Origin of the sequence: Flavobacterium sp. CLA17 (assembly GCF_013112255.2) — a bacterium.
In the GTDB taxonomy this organism is placed as follows: Bacteria; Bacteroidota; Bacteroidia; order Flavobacteriales; family Flavobacteriaceae; genus Flavobacterium; species Flavobacterium circumlabens.
On sequence record NZ_CP068294.1, the window covers coordinates 3,714,524 to 3,733,760 of the forward strand.

At 34.6% G+C, this 19,237-nt stretch carries 17 protein-coding genes; 6 read left to right on the forward strand and 11 right to left on the reverse strand.

Annotated elements, in window-relative coordinates:
• Positions 1-51 precede the first annotated feature (51 nt).
• The 4 genes from HAV12_RS15185 to HAV12_RS15200 all read right to left on the reverse strand — a co-directional run bounded on the left by HAV12_RS15185 (position 52) and on the right by HAV12_RS15200 (position 3,923).
• Positions 52-999 carry a bestrophin family protein gene (locus tag HAV12_RS15185; RefSeq protein ID WP_171570402.1) on the reverse strand — a complete coding sequence of 316 codons (948 nt, stop codon included), beginning with the start codon at positions 997-999 and terminating at the stop codon, positions 52-54.
• Positions 1,000-1,045: 46 nt separating this feature from the next.
• Positions 1,046-1,765: a hypothetical protein gene (locus tag HAV12_RS15190; protein WP_171570403.1), complete on the reverse strand. Its 720-nt coding sequence runs from the start codon at positions 1,763-1,765 to the stop codon at positions 1,046-1,048.
• Positions 1,766-1,842: 77 nt separating this feature from the next.
• The gene (locus tag HAV12_RS15195; RefSeq protein WP_171570404.1) at positions 1,843-3,246 is read right to left on the reverse strand and encodes a HAMP domain-containing sensor histidine kinase; all 1,404 of its coding nucleotides are present in this window, start codon (positions 3,244-3,246) and stop codon (positions 1,843-1,845) included.
• A 2-nt stretch (positions 3,247-3,248) separates the two neighbouring features.
• Positions 3,249-3,923 (reverse strand): response regulator transcription factor, encoded by a 675-nt coding sequence (locus tag HAV12_RS15200; RefSeq protein ID WP_171570405.1) that lies wholly within the window; start codon positions 3,921-3,923, stop codon positions 3,249-3,251.
• Between the two features lie 238 nt (positions 3,924-4,161).
• Here HAV12_RS15200 and HAV12_RS15205 point away from each other — a divergent pair, with 238 nt between their 5' ends.
• Positions 4,162-4,740, forward strand: coding sequence for a pentapeptide repeat-containing protein (locus HAV12_RS15205; protein WP_171570406.1), 579 nt, complete (start codon positions 4,162-4,164; stop codon positions 4,738-4,740).
• Between the two features lie 52 nt (positions 4,741-4,792).
• The gene (locus HAV12_RS15210; RefSeq protein ID WP_205423324.1) at positions 4,793-5,020 is read left to right on the forward strand and encodes a hypothetical protein; all 228 of its coding nucleotides are present in this window, start codon (positions 4,793-4,795) and stop codon (positions 5,018-5,020) included.
• A 92-nt stretch (positions 5,021-5,112) separates the two neighbouring features.
• On the opposite strand, the gene HAV12_RS15215 is transcribed toward HAV12_RS15210, so the two are convergent.
• The 4 genes from HAV12_RS15215 to glyA form a co-directional block, all read right to left on the reverse strand.
• Complete coding sequence (locus HAV12_RS15215; protein ID WP_171570407.1) at positions 5,113-5,610, reverse strand: GNAT family N-acetyltransferase; 498 nt, start codon at positions 5,608-5,610, stop codon at positions 5,113-5,115.
• 20 nt (positions 5,611-5,630) lie between these two features.
• The gene (locus HAV12_RS15220; RefSeq protein WP_171570408.1) at positions 5,631-6,671 is read right to left on the reverse strand and encodes a GMP reductase; all 1,041 of its coding nucleotides are present in this window, start codon (positions 6,669-6,671) and stop codon (positions 5,631-5,633) included.
• 229 nt (positions 6,672-6,900) lie between these two features.
• Positions 6,901-7,494 carry a tRNA-(ms[2]io[6]A)-hydroxylase gene (locus tag HAV12_RS15225; RefSeq protein ID WP_171570409.1) on the reverse strand — a complete coding sequence of 198 codons (594 nt, stop codon included), beginning with the start codon at positions 7,492-7,494 and terminating at the stop codon, positions 6,901-6,903.
• Positions 7,495-7,637: 143 nt separating this feature from the next.
• Positions 7,638-8,912, reverse strand: coding sequence for a serine hydroxymethyltransferase (gene glyA / locus HAV12_RS15230; RefSeq protein WP_171570410.1), 1,275 nt, complete (start codon positions 8,910-8,912; stop codon positions 7,638-7,640).
• A gap of 108 nt (positions 8,913-9,020) precedes the next feature.
• Here glyA and fahA point away from each other — a divergent pair, with 108 nt between their 5' ends.
• Entirely contained in the window at positions 9,021-10,304 is a 1,284-nt protein-coding gene (gene fahA / locus HAV12_RS15235; protein WP_132033688.1) for a fumarylacetoacetase, read from the forward strand.
• Between the two features lie 318 nt (positions 10,305-10,622).
• Here fahA and HAV12_RS15240 read toward each other — a convergent pair whose 3' ends face one another.
• Positions 10,623-11,663 carry an agmatine/peptidylarginine deiminase gene (locus HAV12_RS15240; protein WP_171570411.1) on the reverse strand — a complete coding sequence of 347 codons (1,041 nt, stop codon included), beginning with the start codon at positions 11,661-11,663 and terminating at the stop codon, positions 10,623-10,625.
• 186 nt (positions 11,664-11,849) lie between these two features.
• Here HAV12_RS15240 and HAV12_RS22935 point away from each other — a divergent pair, with 186 nt between their 5' ends.
• From HAV12_RS22935 to HAV12_RS15250, 3 genes are all read left to right on the forward strand, one after another.
• The gene (locus HAV12_RS22935; RefSeq protein ID WP_240345173.1) at positions 11,850-12,308 is read left to right on the forward strand and encodes a hypothetical protein; all 459 of its coding nucleotides are present in this window, start codon (positions 11,850-11,852) and stop codon (positions 12,306-12,308) included.
• Positions 12,302-13,375 (forward strand): choice-of-anchor I family protein, encoded by a 1,074-nt coding sequence (locus HAV12_RS15245; RefSeq protein WP_240345174.1) that lies wholly within the window; start codon positions 12,302-12,304, stop codon positions 13,373-13,375. The genes HAV12_RS22935 and HAV12_RS15245 overlap by 7 nt, the downstream gene beginning before the upstream one ends.
• Positions 13,376-13,599: 224 nt before the next feature.
• A complete protein-coding gene (locus tag HAV12_RS15250) occupies positions 13,600-14,865 on the forward strand; it encodes an OmpA family protein (protein WP_171570412.1) in 1,266 nt (421 codons plus the stop codon).
• Positions 14,866-14,938: 73 nt separating this feature from the next.
• Here the strand turns inward: HAV12_RS15250 and HAV12_RS15255 are convergent, their stop codons facing one another.
• Both HAV12_RS15255 and HAV12_RS15260 read right to left on the reverse strand, forming a co-directional pair.
• On the reverse strand, positions 14,939-15,826 hold the full coding sequence (locus tag HAV12_RS15255) for a carbon-nitrogen hydrolase (RefSeq protein ID WP_171570413.1): 888 nt from the start codon (positions 15,824-15,826) through the stop codon (positions 14,939-14,941).
• Positions 15,827-15,908: 82 nt separating this feature from the next.
• Complete coding sequence (locus HAV12_RS15260; protein WP_171570414.1) at positions 15,909-19,178, reverse strand: YCF48-related protein; 3,270 nt, start codon at positions 19,176-19,178, stop codon at positions 15,909-15,911.
• Positions 19,179-19,237 lie beyond the last annotated feature (59 nt).

Consider the following 19,237-nt stretch of genomic DNA (forward strand, 5'->3'; position numbering starts at 1 on the left):
ATAAACAGCGCTGCCTGTCTGGAAATAACAATTAAGTGACCAAAAAATTAATTATAAAACAAAGTAAGCGTCGTTTTCCGCTTTTTTCGATTCCGGTTTAAGATCAAATTCTTTTATGATATCAAATTCGCTTTGATATTCATTCAGCATCTGCATTAAATTCTTTTCGATTGTATTGGCAATAGCGGTAACCGGAGTATCTGTAGGTCTGTTCTCGAAAGGATCCTGCAAGTGAATAGCCATTTTTTCAATTAAGAAAAAAGTACCTCCAATAATTGTAATTAATGGAATTGCAAACCAGCTCAGTAAACTAATCAATCCGAAAGGCAATAACAGAATAAATAAACATAATGTCATTCTGATGTACATACTGTAGGTCGTTGGGAAAATCGTATTTTTAATACGTTCACATTTCCCCATTGCATCACACAATCTTGTCAAAGTATTGTCTATTTCTACTTGTTGATACGTATTGAATCTCTTCTCTTTTCTGGCAATTCTAAGATCTCTTGCGTGTAATAACAAGATAGCGTTTGGAATGTTCTGATGATTTTTTATAAAGCTTAACTCTTCTTCACTTATCAGGTTTCTGAGCGGTTTTATAGCATCTTTATTTCGTAATGCCTGTCCTAAACTATAACACCATGCAATCTGTCTTTTGGTAAAATTCTCCTTGAATTCATTTGCCTCAACAGAAAAATCCGGGTCTTTATAGAATGTCAGTACTTGTCTTACCAGCGTTCTGGATTCGTTTACAATAGCACCCCAGATAATTCGGGCTTCCCACCATCTGTCATACGCCTGGTTTGATTTAAAGGCCAGTAATAAGGATATAATAGTACCAACCATTGTCGGAATAGCAATTGGAATATCAATAGAAACATTGATAAAATAATGATGGAAAATTTCAAACAAAATTGTGTAAGCCATCACAAGCCCTAATTCTACTTTAATTTTTCCGAGAACGTACCTCATTGGAATTCTTTTCTTTAATAACATATTTTGGGTTTTAAATTAAACTTATGTGTTTTTTGAAATTGGCTATTTAGACCATTTCATAAAGTGACAACACCGGAAGTCCAAGTTTATCGTTTACGTTTTCTTTTTTAGATTTTTTGAATTTGATTTTTTCACCTTTGCGTGTTTCCACCAGCAAATCAATGTCGTACTTTGAAATGGCTTCCGATAGATAAGGTGCAAATTGTTCGTAGTTCTCATCAAAATTGGCCGTTTGACTTACAATTTCATAAGAGAAATTCTGGCTCAGAAACTGCTGAACATCTTTGACATGCATGTTCGCATTACTGTTTTCGATATAAAGTGCTTTGTTGAAATCTTCTTTGACAGCTTCTGTTCCTAAATGTAAAATAGGACATCTTTGGTTTCCGGCTAGTTTTACCAGATATTGGTGAATACGTTTTGTTTCTTGTTTATAAGAATGCGTCAGAATGACCAGCTTCACATCAAAAGCATCAATAATTCCTTTGAAAACCGGTGATGAAAGTCCGTATTGGTTGTGAACTTTTATTTTGCAGTTGGCAGAATGTTCAATAATATAGCGGCAGGTTTCCAGGACTTCTTCCTGGCTTGAGGTAAGGCCAACTCTCATTTCACGCAAAAACTGGGAAGATGAAAAAGAGTCGGGAGCATCTGAAGTCATCATTAAAACGATTTCACAATTGGTGTTTTTCGCCTGATTTACAGCTGATTTAACAGCGCTGATCGTATCTTCTTTTAAAGTGGTGGGTATAAGGAAATTTTTCATAAGTATACTTGTTTAGTTTATACCTACAAAATAACTCCCTGCAAATTAGAAGGGTCTTAAGTTAAAATTAGAATTTTCTAAGATTCAACATTAGATTTTTTAATTTTGATTTTTCCGGTCTTGTCTTTCTTAAAAATAATGGTGACGATAGTACCTTTGTTTTGTTCGGATTGTACCTGTATTTCCCCACCATGCATGCGGATAATTTTAGAAGCCAGAGGAAGTCCTAAACCGTAGCCGATATATTTGGCTGCAATTTTCCCTCTGAAAAAAGGTTCATATAAGTGTGGAATATCTTCCGGCGGAATTCCGATTCCGATATCGTTTATGGCAATTTTAATCCAGTCACTAGTAGCGGAAAGCGACACAAAAACTTCATTATTATCGGAGTATTTCACTCCATTGGTAATAATATTATTGATGGCCAGCTCTAAAAGAGGCTTGTTACACGGAATCAATAATAAATTAGAATCTTTAGGCGCAAAATTAAGTTTAATGCTCACGCGGTTATCCGGGAAAATTTTATCCAGATCTGATTTTACATCCATCAATAATTCATCAATTCGGGCAATATCGAGAACCTGCTTTTTTCCGTCATAACCCGTTTGGGTCAGTTTGAGCAAACTTTCGGTCAGATTTCCTAATCTTGATGCCTGACTGTAAATATTTTCGAGAGACTGAATATATTCCGGCACTTCTCTTTCTTTCAGAAGCATGATCTCAGACTCTGCAATAATTGTCGTAATGGGTGTTTTTAACTCATGGGAAGCATTATTAATAAAGTTTGCCTGTATCTCAAAAGAGGTTTCCAAACGGTCCAGCATATCATTAAAAGTGGCTGTAAGATCTGAGATTTCATCTGAGTTTTTGACTTCAGGCAATCTGTTATGCAGGTTTGAGGCACTAATTCTATTGACTTCTCTCGTAATTCTTGCTACCGGATTTATGACCCGTTTTGCCAGAAAACGACCTAAAAAGAAGGCCAGAAATACAAAAGCAATACCGCCAAAGAGCATGATTTTTACAATATAAATGGTTGTCGTGGTTCCCTTTCTGTCCCTCGCACCAACAATCACAATATATTTTTGATGGTTTTCTGTAAAGACCTGTCCTAAGTAATATTTATTGTCAATTTCAAAAAAGTCTCTTCCGGTTTTTAAGACGTTGGTATAAAATTTATTCGGTAAATTCAGGTTTGTATTATAATCAAAACTGTTTGCACTGTTTATTTTAAGCACAAATTCTTCTTCTTCGATAAGTTCTTCCAGGCCATTTTTTTTAAGATTGCTGTAATATTTGATCTTTTCAGGATCTTTCTGAAAATGAATTGACGCTACAATTTTGGCTCTGTCTTCTAATCGTTTTAAGAAGTAATATCGGTTATTTTCCCGAAACAAAACAAAAACGACAATACACAATAATAGTGTACTAAAAGTAGAAAGCGCTACATAAGTAACCGTAATTTTTTTTCTTATATCCATAATTAAGGCTGTATCACATAACCTAAACCTTTCATCGTGTGAATAAGCTTGGTTGCAAAAGGTTTATCTATTTTTTTTCTTAAATAATTGATGTAAACATCGACAACATTGGTGTTCATATCAAAATTTATATCCCAGACGTTATCTAAAATCTGATCTCTGGATACAATTCTGCCACTATTTTTGGCTAAATAATAGAGTAACTTAAATTCTTTGGCGGTTAAAACAATAGGTTCTCCGTCTCTTTTTACAGTTTTGGCCCTTCCGTTTATTTCTAAATCACTAATGACGATGGTATCTATTTTTTCCGTATCCTGATTGGCTCTTCTGTTTAAGGCATTTACCCTTGCATCGAGTTCTCCAAATTTAAAAGGTTTTACCAAATAATCATCGGCTCCGGCATTCAGTCCTGTTACAATATTTTCTGAAGTTCCAAGTGCTGTTAAAAGCAAAACGGGAACAAAATTTTTACTGGCCCGTAATCTCCTGCAAATTTCAATTCCGTTGATATCGGGTAACATTACATCTAAAATTACAACATCGAACGAATAATTATGAATCATTTCCAAAGCTGTTCTGCCATCAAGGGCAACACTTACTTCATTATTATTTTCAGCAAATCCTTTACGTAAAATGGATAAAAGATTGGGTTCGTCTTCGACTATAAGTAATTTCATATTGATATATGTATATACAACAAAAATAACAATTGAGTTCAGAATACAAATCACAATAATTTATTATTATGAATTTATTATGACTAAAAGTACTTTAAAATTTAAATATTAAATTATTCACAGTTAAATTCTTATAAATTCATTTACATTTTAAAAATAACAAGCCAAAACGTATCCAATAACAACGTAATTATTATCTTTTCACTCTCAAATAACGATTAAAAAGCATTGAAAAGCATTGAAAAAACAATCCGAATATTTCCTTGATAAAGAATACAATACCATTACTTATGGCAGAGACGATGCCAATTTCAAGGACTTTGAATGTTGTGTTTTCAATAACTGCAACTTCTCAGCCTGCACCTTTTTAGCCGTTACCTTTATCGATTGTGTTTTTAATGATTGTATTTTCAATGAAGCCAAAATCAATTACGTCGCTTTCCGAACAGCCACTTTTAACCGTTGTGAAATTAAGGAAGTGAATTTTGCCATGTGCGACAAACTGATCTTTGAAGTCCATTTTTACGAGTGCATTTTAGACTTTTCGAAGTTTTATACTCTAAAAATAAAAGGAACAACTTTTACGAATTGCAGTTTGATTGCGGTAGATTTTATGGCCACAGATCTGACAAGCGTACTTTTTGATAATTGTGATTTATACCGCTCTGAATTCGATAAAGCGATCGCGAATAAAGCCGATTTTAAAACCAGCTACAATTACACCATTGATCCATCGAAAACTAAATTAAAGAAAGCTGTTTTTGCTTTGAAAGAAATTAAAGGACTGCTATTTAAACATGATATTATTGTGAGTTAATGAGAATAAAAGTGTCTTTTATTCTCATTTAATCGAAAACGCTGTGAACTTTGTGAGATATAACTTTAAACTATTTAGATTTAATGCAAAATGCCCGCAAAGGCTCAAAGAAGCCAAGTTAAAAAAAGTAAGTACAAACTTTGCGATTTTGCGACTTTGCGAGATTATTCCAAAAAATCTTATTTCGTGGAATCAGATTTATGAAAGATATAATAATCTGATCCAGTCCGGAGAAACGATTACCAAACAGATTAACGAGGAATATGATCTGAAAGAATAACCGAACATCACATTAAACAAAAAAAGACCTGATTTCAATTTTTATATGAATTCAGGTCTTTTATTTAATGCTGTAAATTATTTTTTAAATACTTACAATTGCTTCTGCATCGCATAATCTTCCATCAAATAACCGTTTCCAATGTCGATGTTTACTTCCTCAATAACCTCAAAACCTATTTTTTGATAAAAACCTAAAGCCGAATTAAATCGGTTTACATTTAAGGATAGTGCTGTTGATTTATTTTCTAAAGCTAATTTTTCAATTTCTTCAATTACTTTTTTCCCAATTCCTTTGCCTTGTGTTTCCGGCAAAAGATATATTTTATGAATTCTCGTGGTAGATTCCCCTTTGTACTGATGTTCAATTCCGATAAAACCTAAATTAGTTTGTTTATCTGCAATCAGATAAAACAGCTGCTCTTTGTTATGAAAATGAGCCGTTAGTGCTTCATCCGAATAAATCATATTCAGCATATAATTCAATTGCTCTTTCGATAAAATCTCGCCGTAAGTAATAGGCCAGGTAATATTTGCTATTTCCTGAATTACTTTTATATCCTTTAAACCCGCTTCTGAAATTGTAATCATATCTATTCTAAAAAGTATTTTTAATTATTGAAAATCTGATTTTCCTGTTCACTTACCCTTATAAAAGTGGTTCGTTTTGTTAATTCTTTCAGTCGTGAAGCACCTACGTAAGTACAGGTACTTCGCAAACCGCCTAAAATATCTAAAATGGTGCTTATAACTTTTCCTTTATACGGAACCTGAACTGTTTTTCCTTCGCTTGCCCTGTATTCTGCCACGCCACCGACATGTTTGTCCATTGCTGTTGTGGAACTCATTCCGTAAAACTGTTTGAATTTGTTACCGTTAATTTCGATTAATTCTCCTCCACTTTCGGTATGTCCGGCTAACATTCCGCCCAACATTACAAAATCGGATCCTGCGCCAAAAGCTTTAGCCACATCGCCGGGAGTACTGCAGCCGCCATCACTTATAATGTGCCCGCCTAAACCATGAGCTGCATCAGCACATTCTATAATGGCTGAAAGCTGCGGATAACCAACTCCTGTTTTTACACGTGTGGTACAAACAGAGCCCGGGCCAATTCCGACTTTTACAATATCTGCTCCGGCCAATAATAGTTCCTCAACCATTTCGCCGGTTACAACGTTCCCGGCAATAATAACTTTGTCCGGATATTGTTTACGGGTTTGTTTCAGAAACTGAACAAAATGCTCCGAATAACCATTGGCAACATCAATACAAATAAATTTCAGCAACGGATTTGCCGTTATAATCTGACCGATTTTTTCAAAATCTTCTTTACCTGTTCCGGTGCTTATGGCAATATAATCGTAGAAATCCGGTGTTACCTTTTTAAGGAAAATATTCCACTCTTCCAATGAATAATGTTTGTGAATTGCCGTAAAAAGTTTTTCTTTGGCCAAAACTTCCGCCATTTCGAAAGTACCGACAGTATCCATATTGGCAGCCATAATCGGAATTCCCGTCCAGTTTGTAGTGCTGTGTAAAAATTTAAAATTCTGTTCTAAAGAGACTTCAGATCTGCTTTTGAGCGTTGATCTTTTTGGTCGGATCATTACATCTTTAAATCCTAATTTTAAATCACTTTCTATTCTCATGGTTTTCAATTTTCGTTACTTTCAAATGTAAGGAATTTTAGAGTGCTGATTTTAGATTTTAGATTATAAAACTTTTCGATTATCTGAACGCGGGTTACACGGATTCGCTAAAGCGAAAACGCGGATTTAACACGGATTTTTTGTTTCGCAGAGATTACAAAGTTTTCTAATTGGAACGCGTTTCGACTTCGCTCAACGTGACAAACGTGAAAACTGAGACTCAAAAAAACTACCCGTGAATAGTCTCTCCTTTTCCGTAGTTGGTAATAATAGATTCTTCAAATGCCAGCCATTCTCTCCATCGTTTTTCAACGTCAATGCCGACTCCGTATTTTCTGGCGTAGGTGATGAAAGTAGTGTAATGTCCTGCTTCACTTTCCATTAAATCCCGGTAAAAAACAGCCAGTTCTTCGTCCTGAATATTCTCCGATAAGACTTTAAAACGTTCGCAGCTTCTGGCTTCGATCATGGCAGAAAACAAGAGTCTTTCTACCAGGCCGGAAACACGGCTTCCGTCGCCGCTTTTTTTCATGTACTGATACAATTCGTTTACATAATCGTCTTTGCGCTCTCGTCCTAATTTTAGTCCTCTTTTGATGATAATATTATGAACCTGCTCAAAATGATCGATTTCTTCTTTGGCCAAAGCCAATAAATCTTTTACCAAGTCCTGATGTTCAGAGTTATTGGTAATAATCGTAATCGCGTTTGTTGCTGCTTTTTGCTCGCACCAGGCGTGATCTGTTAAGATCTCTTCTATGTTTTTCTCAACAATATTAACCCATCTCGGATCTGTTGGCAATTGTAATCTTAATACGCCCATAGTCTTTTGTTTGTTTTGTTTCAAGTTTCAAGTTTTCTTTGTTTCAGGTTCTTTTAGGAACGAAAAAAGTTTAAAGTTTTGCATAACGTTTTTATACGCGTCACAAAACTTTAAACTTGAAACTTTAAACCTGAAACTTTTTATTAGTAAACGAAAATCGGTCTTTCGCTCATCATTTCATTTACTTCATTGGCTACTTCTTCGATAACTGCTTCATTGGTGTGATCCGTAAGAACTTTATCTATTAAGGCTACGATAGTTTCCATATCTTCTTCTACTAAACCACGAGTGGTGATTGCAGCTGTTCCAACGCGGATTCCTGAAGTTACAAATGGTGATTTATCATCAAATGGAACCATATTTTTATTTACTGTAATTTCTGCTTTTACTAATGCATTCTCCGCTTCTTTACCAGAAATATTTTTATTTCTTAAGTCAATAAGCATCATATGGTTATCAGTTCCGCCAGAGATAATGTTATATCCTCTTTTTACAAAAGCATCTGCCATAGCATTTGCATTTTTCTGCAATTGCATTGCATAAGTAAAGAACTCATCTTTTAGCGCTTCACCAAAAGCAACCGCTTTAGCAGCTATGATGTGCATTAAAGGTCCACCTTGATTTCCGGGAAAAACGGCTAAATCTAATAAAGAAGACATCATTCTGATTTCTCCTTTTGGCGTTTTTAATCCTTGTGGGTTTTCGAAATCTTTCCCCATTAAGATCAAACCTCCACGAGGTCCGCGTAATGTTTTGTGTGTTGTTGTAGAAACAATATGACAATGTGGAATTGGATCGTTCATTAATCCTTTTGCAATAAGACCTGCAGGGTGAGAAATATCTGCAAACAAAATTGCTCCTACGCTGTCAGCAATTACTCTGAAACGCTCAAAATCCATATCACGGGAATAAGCCGAAGCTCCTGCGATGATTAATTTTGGCTGTTCTTTAGTCGCAATTTCCTGAATTTTATCATAATCCAAACGACCTGTTTCAGCATCTACGCCGTAAAAAACCGGTTTGTATAAACGACCTGAAAAGTTTACCGGAGAACCGTGAGTCAGGTGACCACCGTGAGATAAATCGAAACCTAAGATAGTATCACCAGGATTTAAACAAGCATGGTAAACTGCTGTATTTGCCTGAGAACCTGAGTGAGGCTGTACGTTTGCATATTCAGCACCAAATAATTCTTTAGCTCTGTCAATCGCAATTTGCTCAATAACGTCAACTACTTCGCAACCGCCGTAGTATCTTTTGCCGGGATATCCCTCAGCATATTTATTCGTTAAAACAGAACCAGCTGCTTCCATTACTTCATCACTTACAAAATTCTCAGAAGCGATAAGTTCTAGTCCGTGAATTTGTCTGTCTTGTTCCTCTAGTATAAGGTCAAAAATTTGTTCGTCGCGTTGCATTTTTTCGTTTTTCGTTAATTTCCTGCAAAAATACAAAAAAACGTTTGTCAAACTGTTAGATTATGATATATTTGACATACAATTTTTCAACAAATAATTAACATTCACATGCCAATAACCGCCAACGATACCAAAAGAAAATCATGGTTAGAAGTACCAGAAAATAGTGACTTCCCTATTCAGAATATTCCTTTCGGTGTATTTCTTACTAAAGAAAATGTCGTTACAGTAGGAACACGAATTGGCGATTACGCTATAGATTTAGGAGCTTTACAACAATTAAATTATTTCGCAGGAATAGATTTAACGGATGATATGTTCATGCAGGACACGCTTAATGATTTTATTTCCGATGGAAAAAAAACATGGCGTCTGGTCCGAAATCGTATCGCTGATATTTTCGACGCAACCAATCCACAACTTAGAGATTCAACAAAAGACCGCGATATTGTTATTTTCAAAATCGAAGATGTTGAAATGCAACTACCCGTTTTAATTGGTGATTATACTGATTTTTACTCGAGTAAAGAGCACGCAACGAACGTTGGGAAAATGTTCCGAGATCCGGAAAATGCCTTATTGCCCAACTGGTTACACATTCCGGTAGGCTATCACGGAAGAAGTTCTACTATCGTTCCGTCGGGAATTCCGGTGCATCGACCAATGGGACAAACTTTGCCTGCGGGTGAAAAATATCCGGTTTTTGGTCCGTCCCGTTTAGTAGATTTTGAACTGGAAACTGCTTTCATTACAACCGACGTCAATATAATGGGAGAAAATATCCCAACTTACGAAGCCGAAGATTATATTTTCGGAATGGTTTTACTGAATGACTGGAGTGCGCGCGATATCCAGAAATGGGAATATGTGCCTCTTGGACCCTTCTTAGCCAAAAACTTCGCTACCTCAATTTCTCCATGGATTGTGACTATGGATGCTTTGGAACCTTTCAGAACTAAAGGTCCTAAACAAGATCCGTCACCGCTTCCTTATTTACAGACTAAGGGTAAAAAAGCTTTTGACATTCATTTAGAAGTTTCAATAAAACCTGAAAATCAGGAAGAAACGATTGTTTCTAAATCGAATTTCAAATATTTATACTGGTCTATGAGTCAGCAATTAGCGCATCATACTTCAAACGGTTGTCGTATTAATTCCGGTGATATGATGGGTTCCGGAACTATTTCAGGCCCAACTCCCGACAGTTTTGGTTCGATGTTAGAACTGACCTGGGGAGGACAAAATCCGTTAAAATTAAAAGACGGCAGCGAACGCAAGTTTATCGAAGATAATGATACCGTTATTATCAGAGGTTTCTGCGAAAGCAATGAAGTACGTATTGGTTTTGGAGAAGTGGCAAGTCAATTGTTACCTCCTTTTATCAGACAATGAAGAGAAAATAAATTATCTTAACAGATTTAAAAAATATAAAACCTTGGTTGTCGCCAAGGTTTTTTTATGCCTGTAAAATATACGTTTGTTTTGTTTTACATCACGCAAAGGCGCTAAGTCGCAAAGTTTATAATTTAAAAGCCATTAAATAATCGTGCTTTTTGTCATTTCGACGTAAGGAGAAATCGTACTCGTTAATCGACAAAGATTGACGACATTCAGTATGGACCTTCTAGTGCGATTTCTCCTTACATCGAAATGACACAAAATGAGAAAAAAACTTTGCGCTGCGACTTTGCGTGATTAAATTTTTACCAGCTAAGCAGGAATCTGCTGGCTTAAACAGTGTAATGTTCCGAATCCCCAGATAAAATCGATACAGCTTATTCCGATTACTTCTCTGTCAGGGAAACATTCTGACAGTATATTCAACGCCACACGATCGTTGCTGTCATTGAATGTTGGTACTAAAACACAGTTGTTCAGAATTAAGAAATTAGCGTAGCTTGCCGGTAATCTCAACTCTTCAAAATCTACACGTTTTGGCATTGGCAAAGCGACAATCACCGGAGATTTTCCGTTTTCTAACTTCGCATTCTGCAAACGTTTCAAATTGTCCTGCAACGGTTTGTAGTTGGAATCGTTTTTATCGGTTTCAACAATTGTGACAATGGTATCCTCATTTACAAAACGGCATAAATCATCGATATGTCCGTGTGTATCATCACCTTCTATTCCATCTCCAAGCCAAATGACATTGGTAACACCTAAATATTCCTTAAATACTGCTTCGTAATCTTCTTTGGTAAAACCCGCATTTCTAACCTGAATGGTAGGATGCATCAAACATTCTTCAGAAGTTAGTAAGGTTCCTTTTCCGTTTACATCAATGGCTCCGCCTTCCACAATTACCGGTTTTCCCTTGTACATTACTTGTGTTAACGGAACATCAATAAAATCAGCGACTTTTCCTGGAACAAATTTATCCAGCTGATAGTTTTTATATTTTGCCCAGCCATTAAAGTTGAAATTTAACGCTTCTCTTTTGGATCCGTTTTTTACGATAATCGGTCCGGAATCGCGCATCCAGCTTCTGTTAGTTTTATGAATAATAAAAGAAACGTTCGCACTATTTACACGAGCCCGTTCTAACATTTCGGCTACTTTTTCCTTTAATTTTTCATCGGCTACAACCAAAAAAACTGTTTCAAAAGTGGCTACTTTTTTAATAAATTCCACAAAAGCCCACTGAACGGCATCATATTTACCAGGCCAGTCGTTACCATTATGCGGAAAACACAATACAATTCCTTGTTGTTTCTCCCATTCTGCGGGGAATCTTCTATTATTTGTTGACATACAGCGTTTCTAAATTTGAAAGTGCACAAAGATAATGATTCGTAAGGATTATAAAACAACTCAACGAAAATCAAATTGGAATTCGATACAAAACCTGATAAAAATTAAGTTAAAGATTAAATAATACAGCCTTAATATAAGGACGCGTTCTGCTATTTACATTTGGCAAAACTAAAAACCAACACAATGAAAAAACTAAGTATCTCATTATTAACGGCTTTATTTATAATGGCAAGTTGTAATAACGATGAAAATTCAAACAACGAAGAACCAGAAGTTGTTGTAAATGAAAATCCGGCATCTTTTAAGGAAATCGGAAGTATTACTATTGGCGGAGAAGCTGCAGCTGAAATTTCAGCTTATGATGAAAAAACAAAAAAACTTTTTACAGTAAATAATAGCGGAACAAATCAGATTGATGTAATTGATTTAACGGATCCTACAAAACCAACCAAAATTGGTAAAATAGATCTGACTGCTTATGAAGGAGCTTCTAACAGTGTTGCTGTTTATGATGGAAAATTAGCAGTTGCCTTAGAATCAACTGTAAACAAACAAGGAAATGGAAAAGTAGTTGTTTTTAATACTACGGATTACAGCGTAATCAAACAAATTACGGTTGGTGCTTTGCCGGGGATATGGTAACTTTTTCACCTGATGGAAAATTTATCGTGACTGCTAACGAAGGGGAACCGAATACCGATTATTCACAAGATCCAAACGGAACTATTTCTATCATTGAAGTAGCCAACAATTATGCAGTTACCACTTTAGATTTCAGTTCTTTCAGCACTCAGGCAGCAGCTTTGAAAAAAGAAGGTTTCAGAATTTCAACCTTTGCTAAAAGTTTTGCTCAGGATATTGAACCTGAATACGTAACGATTTCAGATGATTCTAAAACAGCCTGGATAACGCTACAGGAAAATAATGGTGTTGCAAAAGTAGACTTGGCTTCAAAAACCATTACCGCTATTTATCCTTTAGGTCTTAAAGATTACAATACTGCCGAAAATGCAATTGACGTAAGTGATAAAGATGACAAAATTGCTTTTAACCCATGGAAGGTAAAAGGAATGTTTATGCCGGATGCGATTAGCCATTTTTCTGCTAATAGTGTACCTTATTTTGTTACAGCAAACGAAGGAGATGCAAGAGAATATACTGCCTATTCAGACATTAAAAGAATGAAAGACATGAAATTAGATGCGACCATTTTTCCTGATGCAGCTACTTTGAAATTGGAAACTAACTTAGGAAGATTAAATCTTGTTGCCGATATGGGAGATACTGACGGTGATGGAGATTTGGACGAAATGGTAAGTTTTGGCGCACGTTCTTTCTCTATATGGAATGGAAATACAGGAAAAATAGTTTATGACAGCAAAAATGATGTCGACAAAAAGACCAATGAATTAGGGACTTATGATGATAAACGCAGCGACGATAAAGGTTCAGAACCGGAAGCGGTGGTAGTTGCCAAAATGGGCAGCCAAAATATTTTATTCGTAGGTTTAGAAAGATCTGATGCTTTTATGACTTATGATGTGACTAATCCTGCTTCGCCACAATATTTACAAACGGTAAAAACAGGTGATGCTCCTGAAGGTTTACTTTTTATTCCAGCTTCTAAAAGTCCAACAAAAAGAAGCTTGGTAATCGTAAGCAGTGAAGGTGACGGAACGATTAAAATTTTCCAGGCAGATTTGAAATAATTTGATCATCTCGAAATAGTAAAAGGGGCAAAACATTGATTTTGTCCCTTTTCTTTTGGCCAAAATTTAGATTATTTTAACAATTTTGCAGTGATATTGGCCAATATGTGGAAATTATATAAGATTTAGCAAAAAGTAGTGGAACAGAATTTCCAAATTGATGGTCTAAGTTTGTCCTAAGCTTAATAAAAGCTTAACAAATTCAAATTAAATAATTAGATATCATGAAAAAGACATTAGCTTCCGTATCATTTTTAGTACTATCATTTGCAGCAAGTGCGCAAAATATGGCAACGACAGCTGCTCAGCCTTCAGTTGACAAACCTGCATATGACAGATGGTCTATCGAATTGAATGGCGGTGTAAACAAACCAACCAGAGCATTAACACCGGGTTACTCTACTGCAACGTTAAATCCTTTCCACGCTGATTTAGGTGTGAGATATATGTTTAACCCTAAATTTGGTGCGAAACTTGATTTTGGATATGATCAGTTTCAGGAACGTGACGATACTCCTGCATTCGAAAGCAGAGCGATCAGAGCCAGTTTGCAGGGGGTTGTAAATATTGGAAGAGCATTAAATTTTGAAACCTGGACCAATACCATCGGTATATTGGCACATGGTGGATTTGGTGTTACGCAATTAACTTCAGATAACGGTTTTGACGGAGAAGATTATATGGGTCATGGAATCCTTGGTCTTACAGGACAAATCAGATTAAGCAACAGTATTGCCCTAACCGGAGATTTAACAGGTATCGTTAACGGAAGACAAAATCACAATTTTGACGGAATGGGTCAGACGACTACAGGTTCATTCGATGGTGTGTTACTAAATGCTTCTGTTGGTTTGACTTTTTACTTAGGTAAAAATGAAAAACATGCTGACTGGTTTTCTGAAGAAAACGAAAGATTAAATAAATTAGAAGACAGAGTTACAACAATCGAAACTAATCTTATTGATACTGACAAAGATGGTGTTGCTGATTTGTATGATTTAGAGCCAAATACGGTTTCAGGAGTTGCTGTTAATACGAAAGGACAATCTATTGATACCAATCAAAACGGTGTACCGGATGAATTGGAAAGTTATTTAGAGAAAACTTACGTTCAAAAAGGCGGAGAAACAGCAACAAACAATACGGTTGAAGAATTAATTAACGGAGGATATGTAAATGTTTATTTCGATTTTAACTCTTCTAAACCAACAAACGCTTCTTTATCAGGTGTGGATTTCTTAGTGAAATATTTGAAAAACAATCCTGGTAAATCTGCAGATATCATTGGATATTCAGATGAAATCGGAAGCTCAGATTACAACAGTGAATTATCCAGAAAAAGAGCTGAAGCTGTGAAAAACGTAGCTATAAACGCTGGAATTGATGCTTCAAGACTGAATGTAATTGCAAACGGTGAAGATACTTCTGTGAATAAAAATTCTAAAGAAGCCCGTCAAATCGTGAGAAGAGTTACTTTTAAGGTAAAATAAATTTCTCCTTATAAACTAAAAAAGCCGTTTCAAATTATTGAAACGGCTTTTTTTATGTAATAAAGTCAATTAATTAATCAATTGCTCTTTTGGTAATATCTCCAAATGCATCAATTCTTCTGTCCCTGAAAAATGGCCAGTTCTGACGTACATTCTCCTGTAAATCCAAGTCTACTTCGGCGATTAGAATTTCTTCCTGATCGTGAGAGGCCTGAGCCAGAATTTCACCCTGAGGCCCTGCTATAAAAGAAGCTCCCCAAAACTGAATTCCATCTGTCCCTTCGAGATATTGTTCTAAACCAATTCTGTTGGCAGCTGCAACGAAAACTCCGTTGGCAACAGCATGACCTTTCATAACATTCATCCAGGCACCATATTGGTTTTCACCATACTGCTCTTTTTCCTTTGGATGCCATCCTATCGCTGTTGGATAAAATAATACTTCAGCTCCCTTCAGCGCTGTAATACGTGCTGCTTCCGGATACCATTGATCCCAGCAGATTAATGTACCAACAGTTCCTTTTTTGGTTTTAATGGCCTGAAAGCCCAGATCTCCGGGTGTAAAATAGAATTTTTCGTAGAAATGCGGATCATCCGGAATATGCATTTTACGGTATAAACCTGCTTCTGTTCCGTCAGTATCAATAATATAGGCACTGTTATGGTAAATTCCGGCCATTCTTTTTTCGAAGAAAGGAACAATAATAACTACTCCCAATTCTTTTGCCAGTTCACTAAAAGCAATAAACGAAGTACTGTAAAGCGGTTCTGCTAAGGCAAAATTATCCACATCTTCACTTTGACAGAAATAATGGCTGCTATATAATTCGGGAAGTAAAATAACTTCAGCCCCTTTATTGACTGCATCTTTTACCCAGCTGATACATTTTTTCAGATTATTTTCGGCTACGTCATTCAGATTTAACTGAATAACGGCTATTTTATATTTTCTTTTCGGCATGACATAAAATTTAGAGTGCAAAAATAGTAATTTTTAGAGGGATTTATAAAATCTAATTTAGATTATCTTATCTAACTGTGTTTTATTTAAGAACTACCTTTTTATTAATTACTAAATTATCATCTGTTCTTATTTTAATATAATATATGCCTGTAGATTTTCCAGAAAGATCAATTTTTTGCAGATTCCCAGATTTTACATTATGGTCATAGTTAAACATTTTTCCTAATTCATCAACAACAATAATTGAAATAACATTTTTATTATTTGGCAAATCAATATTTACATCTCCATTAGTTGGATTAGGATATAAAAATACATTATTGTTTAAATTAGGGGTTTCAACTCCTAAAGATTGAGTAGTAAACGACATTATATCTGAATACAAAATATTATTATTATTTGCATCAATACCTTTAATTCTATAATAGTATTTTTCCCCTTTTAAAGGATTATCTAAATCAGCACTAAATGTATACGTACTATTCCCGTACGCATAATTAGGATTGGTTTTAAGTGTTGATCCTAAACTTTCAGTTGTGCCATATTCAAATTCAATATTAGTTACATATCCTCCAATAGAATTTACGTATCCTGTTAATTTAATTGAGCTTATATTTTCGATTACGTTTCCTGCCTTTAGAAGTATCTTTTTAGAAGTATTAAAAACTCCTTCCCGACTATAAATTATATTTCCTCCGGTGAGCGCTTTTAATCTATAGGAGTATATTTTATCAGGATCTAAATTAGCTAACAATGCTGATACATATCCTGAAGAACCAGCTGAAACCAAATCTATATTTGCAGCAATAGTATTTTCATAATTTAAAACTCCGTACTCAAAAACGATATTGCTTATATCCTTACTATTTGTAATTACATAAGCTGATAATGTTACATCATTATTTACTACAGATGGATAATATAAGTTTATTTCATATTCTGATAGGGTGACAAAAGAACTGATTTGACTATAAATTTCCTTTCCTTCATACTTTGCCTTAAGCCTTACGTAATAAATAGTTTTAGATTTTAAATCAGATAAAGTTCCGGCTATATTTTCAGTTGTATTTCCTTTGACAATTATACTATTATTGAGAATATCATATTTTGAAAAATTTTGCTCAGAACTATATTGATATTCAACATCAGTAATATCATATTTATAAGATGTTATGCTTCCAATAATTTCTGCTTGATTTGAAGAAACATTATTGATGGTATTTATTGTTATCAAATAATCTTCCTTTGTGTTAAAAATTTTCAGGTCACTATAGTAAGATACGTTATCACGAGTTGCTACAATTCTATAATAGTAGGTTGAATCAGGATCGAGATCTGATACTGGCAAAGAAAAATCTATTGATGTATCAGGATTTATTGTATTTGTCGAAATATCCTGTTTATGTATTACAGCAGAATTAAAATATTCAAGACGGGCGTTATCAAAATAATCTTTATTTACACTTACACTTCCAGATAAAACTGCAGTACGGCTAAGAATATTTTCGGCCGGATTTAATTGCAAATTGAATGGTTCAAAATCTACTTCACTTTTTAATATTTTACCATATTCTCCAGATAAATAAATATCTTTCCCAACAATTGTAATACTATTGCTGGTAAATCCTGATGGTAAATCATATATATTTTTCCAGCTGTTACCACCATTTTCAGTTTTATACAATTTACCATCTTCATCAAAAAGATATCCGACATTTTTAGAATAAAACTTAATATAGGTATAATATTCATAAGGAATGGTAAGCTTTTTCCAATCTATTCCTCCATTTTTTGTTTTTAAAATCAAACCGTTAGAACCTGCTATATAACCATTATCTTTATCCAGAAAATCTATTGATTTTATGTCTTCCTCAGCTGTAAATACAACAGTCCAATTAGTTCCTCCGTCAATTGTTTTATAGATTTTCTTATCATAATAGTTATGTGCATAACCAATATTTTCATCTAAAAATTGGATTTTAATAAAACTAGAACTTGAAAGTTGTACCCAATTTTTTCCTCCATCTGTTGTTTTTAATACTTTTGGCTGATTATATCCTCCGGAAATCACAACTGTGTTTTCATCAAAAAGGGATAACGAATTAGCTCCTTCATCAATTATTCTAAATCCATCATTTAATGCATTCCATGTAACTCCTCCGTCTAATGTTTTTAAAACATGACCTCCATATGTACCTCCAGAAACAGCATAACCTAAATTTTCATTCAAAAATTTGAATGTAGCTATATAAGAATATCTATCATAATCTATTGAACCCACACTATTCCAGCTTTTACCTGAATCTGTTGTTTTAAAAAATGAATTTCCCGATTGAGCAAAACCTGTTTCATTTGTTAAAAATTGTAAGTTGTTAATATCGTTGTAAGTTGGAGAATTTTGAGTCCACGTTTTACCACCGTCTGTTGTTTTAATAATTCTGCCTCTGGCACCGGTAGCAAATCCTATGTTATCATCTACAAAGTGAATCCCGTAAATACTAGTATTATATATACGTCCAATTTGAAATCCTGCCCAATCCCATGTAAGACCGCCATCTATTGTTTTAAAAATTACTCCGTGATCTCCTGCTGCATAACCAACATTTTCATTTAAAAACGAAAATGTATATATAGCATCAGAAATTACGGGGATTTCTGTCCAGGTTTCTCCACCATCTTTTGTTTTATAAAGATCATGATGTTCACGGGTTGCAAAACCAACATTCTGATTGATAAAATAAACGGTAAAAAAATTAGACGGAGTACTATTAGAAGTCATGGTTGAATACCAATTAACTCCGCCATCAACTGTTTTAAGCATTGTTCCGTTATTGCATGCTGCGAGTCCAATTAGCGATGTCGTAAAAAAAGTTTTATTAACGGTTACATTGGGGATATTTAAACTTATCCAGGTACTACCTCCATCTAGTGATTTAATAATACTATTTGAACTTGAAATAATGATTGTTGTTTCATTAATGATAGTTACACTGTTAAAATTAGCTACAAATCCTGTATTTACTTGTGTCCATGAAGTACCGGAATCAAGTGATTTTAATATATAGCCATCTTTACCTACAATATAACCTAAATTATTATAAAATTTCAAATCATTACCGCTATTAATATTTTGCTTCTTTTTCCAGCTTATACCAGAATCGACAGTCTCTAATATTTCATTATCGTTTAAGATATATCCGGTACTTTGAGATATAAATTTAATTTCCTTACCAGTTTTATAAGAAGGGGTAGGATTTAATAATTTCCAATTATTTTGAGAAATTATATTTGAAGTAAAACAAAAAAATGAGAAAAATGCAATTATGCAATAGTGTAAAGGTTTTATCATAGAGATTAAGGGTTTGAAATATATCGCAAAAATAAACAATTAACATAACCAAAACTATT

Bases quoted from the DNA above. Each gene is read 5' to 3' on its own strand.
- HAV12_RS15220 (WP_171570408.1), bottom strand. From the start codon at position 6,671: ATGAGAATAGAAAGTGATTTAAAATTAGGATTTAAAGATGTAATGATC.
- HAV12_RS15215 (WP_171570407.1), bottom strand. From the start codon at position 5,610: ATGATTACAATTTCAGAAGCGGGTTTAAAGGATATAAAAGTAATTCAG.
- HAV12_RS15260 (WP_171570414.1), bottom strand. From the start codon at position 19,178: ATGATAAAACCTTTACACTATTGCATAATTGCATTTTTCTCATTTTTT.
- fahA (WP_132033688.1), top strand. From the start codon at position 9,021: ATGCCAATAACCGCCAACGATACCAAAAGAAAATCATGGTTAGAAGTA.
- HAV12_RS15255 (WP_171570413.1), bottom strand. From the start codon at position 15,826: ATGCCGAAAAGAAAATATAAAATAGCCGTTATTCAGTTAAATCTGAAT.
- HAV12_RS15250 (WP_171570412.1), top strand. From the start codon at position 13,600: ATGAAAAAGACATTAGCTTCCGTATCATTTTTAGTACTATCATTTGCA.
- HAV12_RS15245 (WP_240345174.1), top strand. From the start codon at position 12,302: ATGGTAACTTTTTCACCTGATGGAAAATTTATCGTGACTGCTAACGAA.
- HAV12_RS15190 (WP_171570403.1), bottom strand. From the start codon at position 1,765: ATGAAAAATTTCCTTATACCCACCACTTTAAAAGAAGATACGATCAGC.
- HAV12_RS15225 (WP_171570409.1), bottom strand. From the start codon at position 7,494: ATGGGCGTATTAAGATTACAATTGCCAACAGATCCGAGATGGGTTAAT.
- HAV12_RS15185 (WP_171570402.1), bottom strand. From the start codon at position 999: ATGTTATTAAAGAAAAGAATTCCAATGAGGTACGTTCTCGGAAAAATT.
- HAV12_RS15240 (WP_171570411.1), bottom strand. From the start codon at position 11,663: ATGTCAACAAATAATAGAAGATTCCCCGCAGAATGGGAGAAACAACAA.
- HAV12_RS22935 (WP_240345173.1), top strand. From the start codon at position 11,850: ATGAAAAAACTAAGTATCTCATTATTAACGGCTTTATTTATAATGGCA.
- HAV12_RS15195 (WP_171570404.1), bottom strand. From the start codon at position 3,246: ATGGATATAAGAAAAAAAATTACGGTTACTTATGTAGCGCTTTCTACT.
- glyA (WP_171570410.1), bottom strand. From the start codon at position 8,912: ATGCAACGCGACGAACAAATTTTTGACCTTATACTAGAGGAACAAGAC.
- HAV12_RS15200 (WP_171570405.1), bottom strand. From the start codon at position 3,923: ATGAAATTACTTATAGTCGAAGACGAACCCAATCTTTTATCCATTTTA.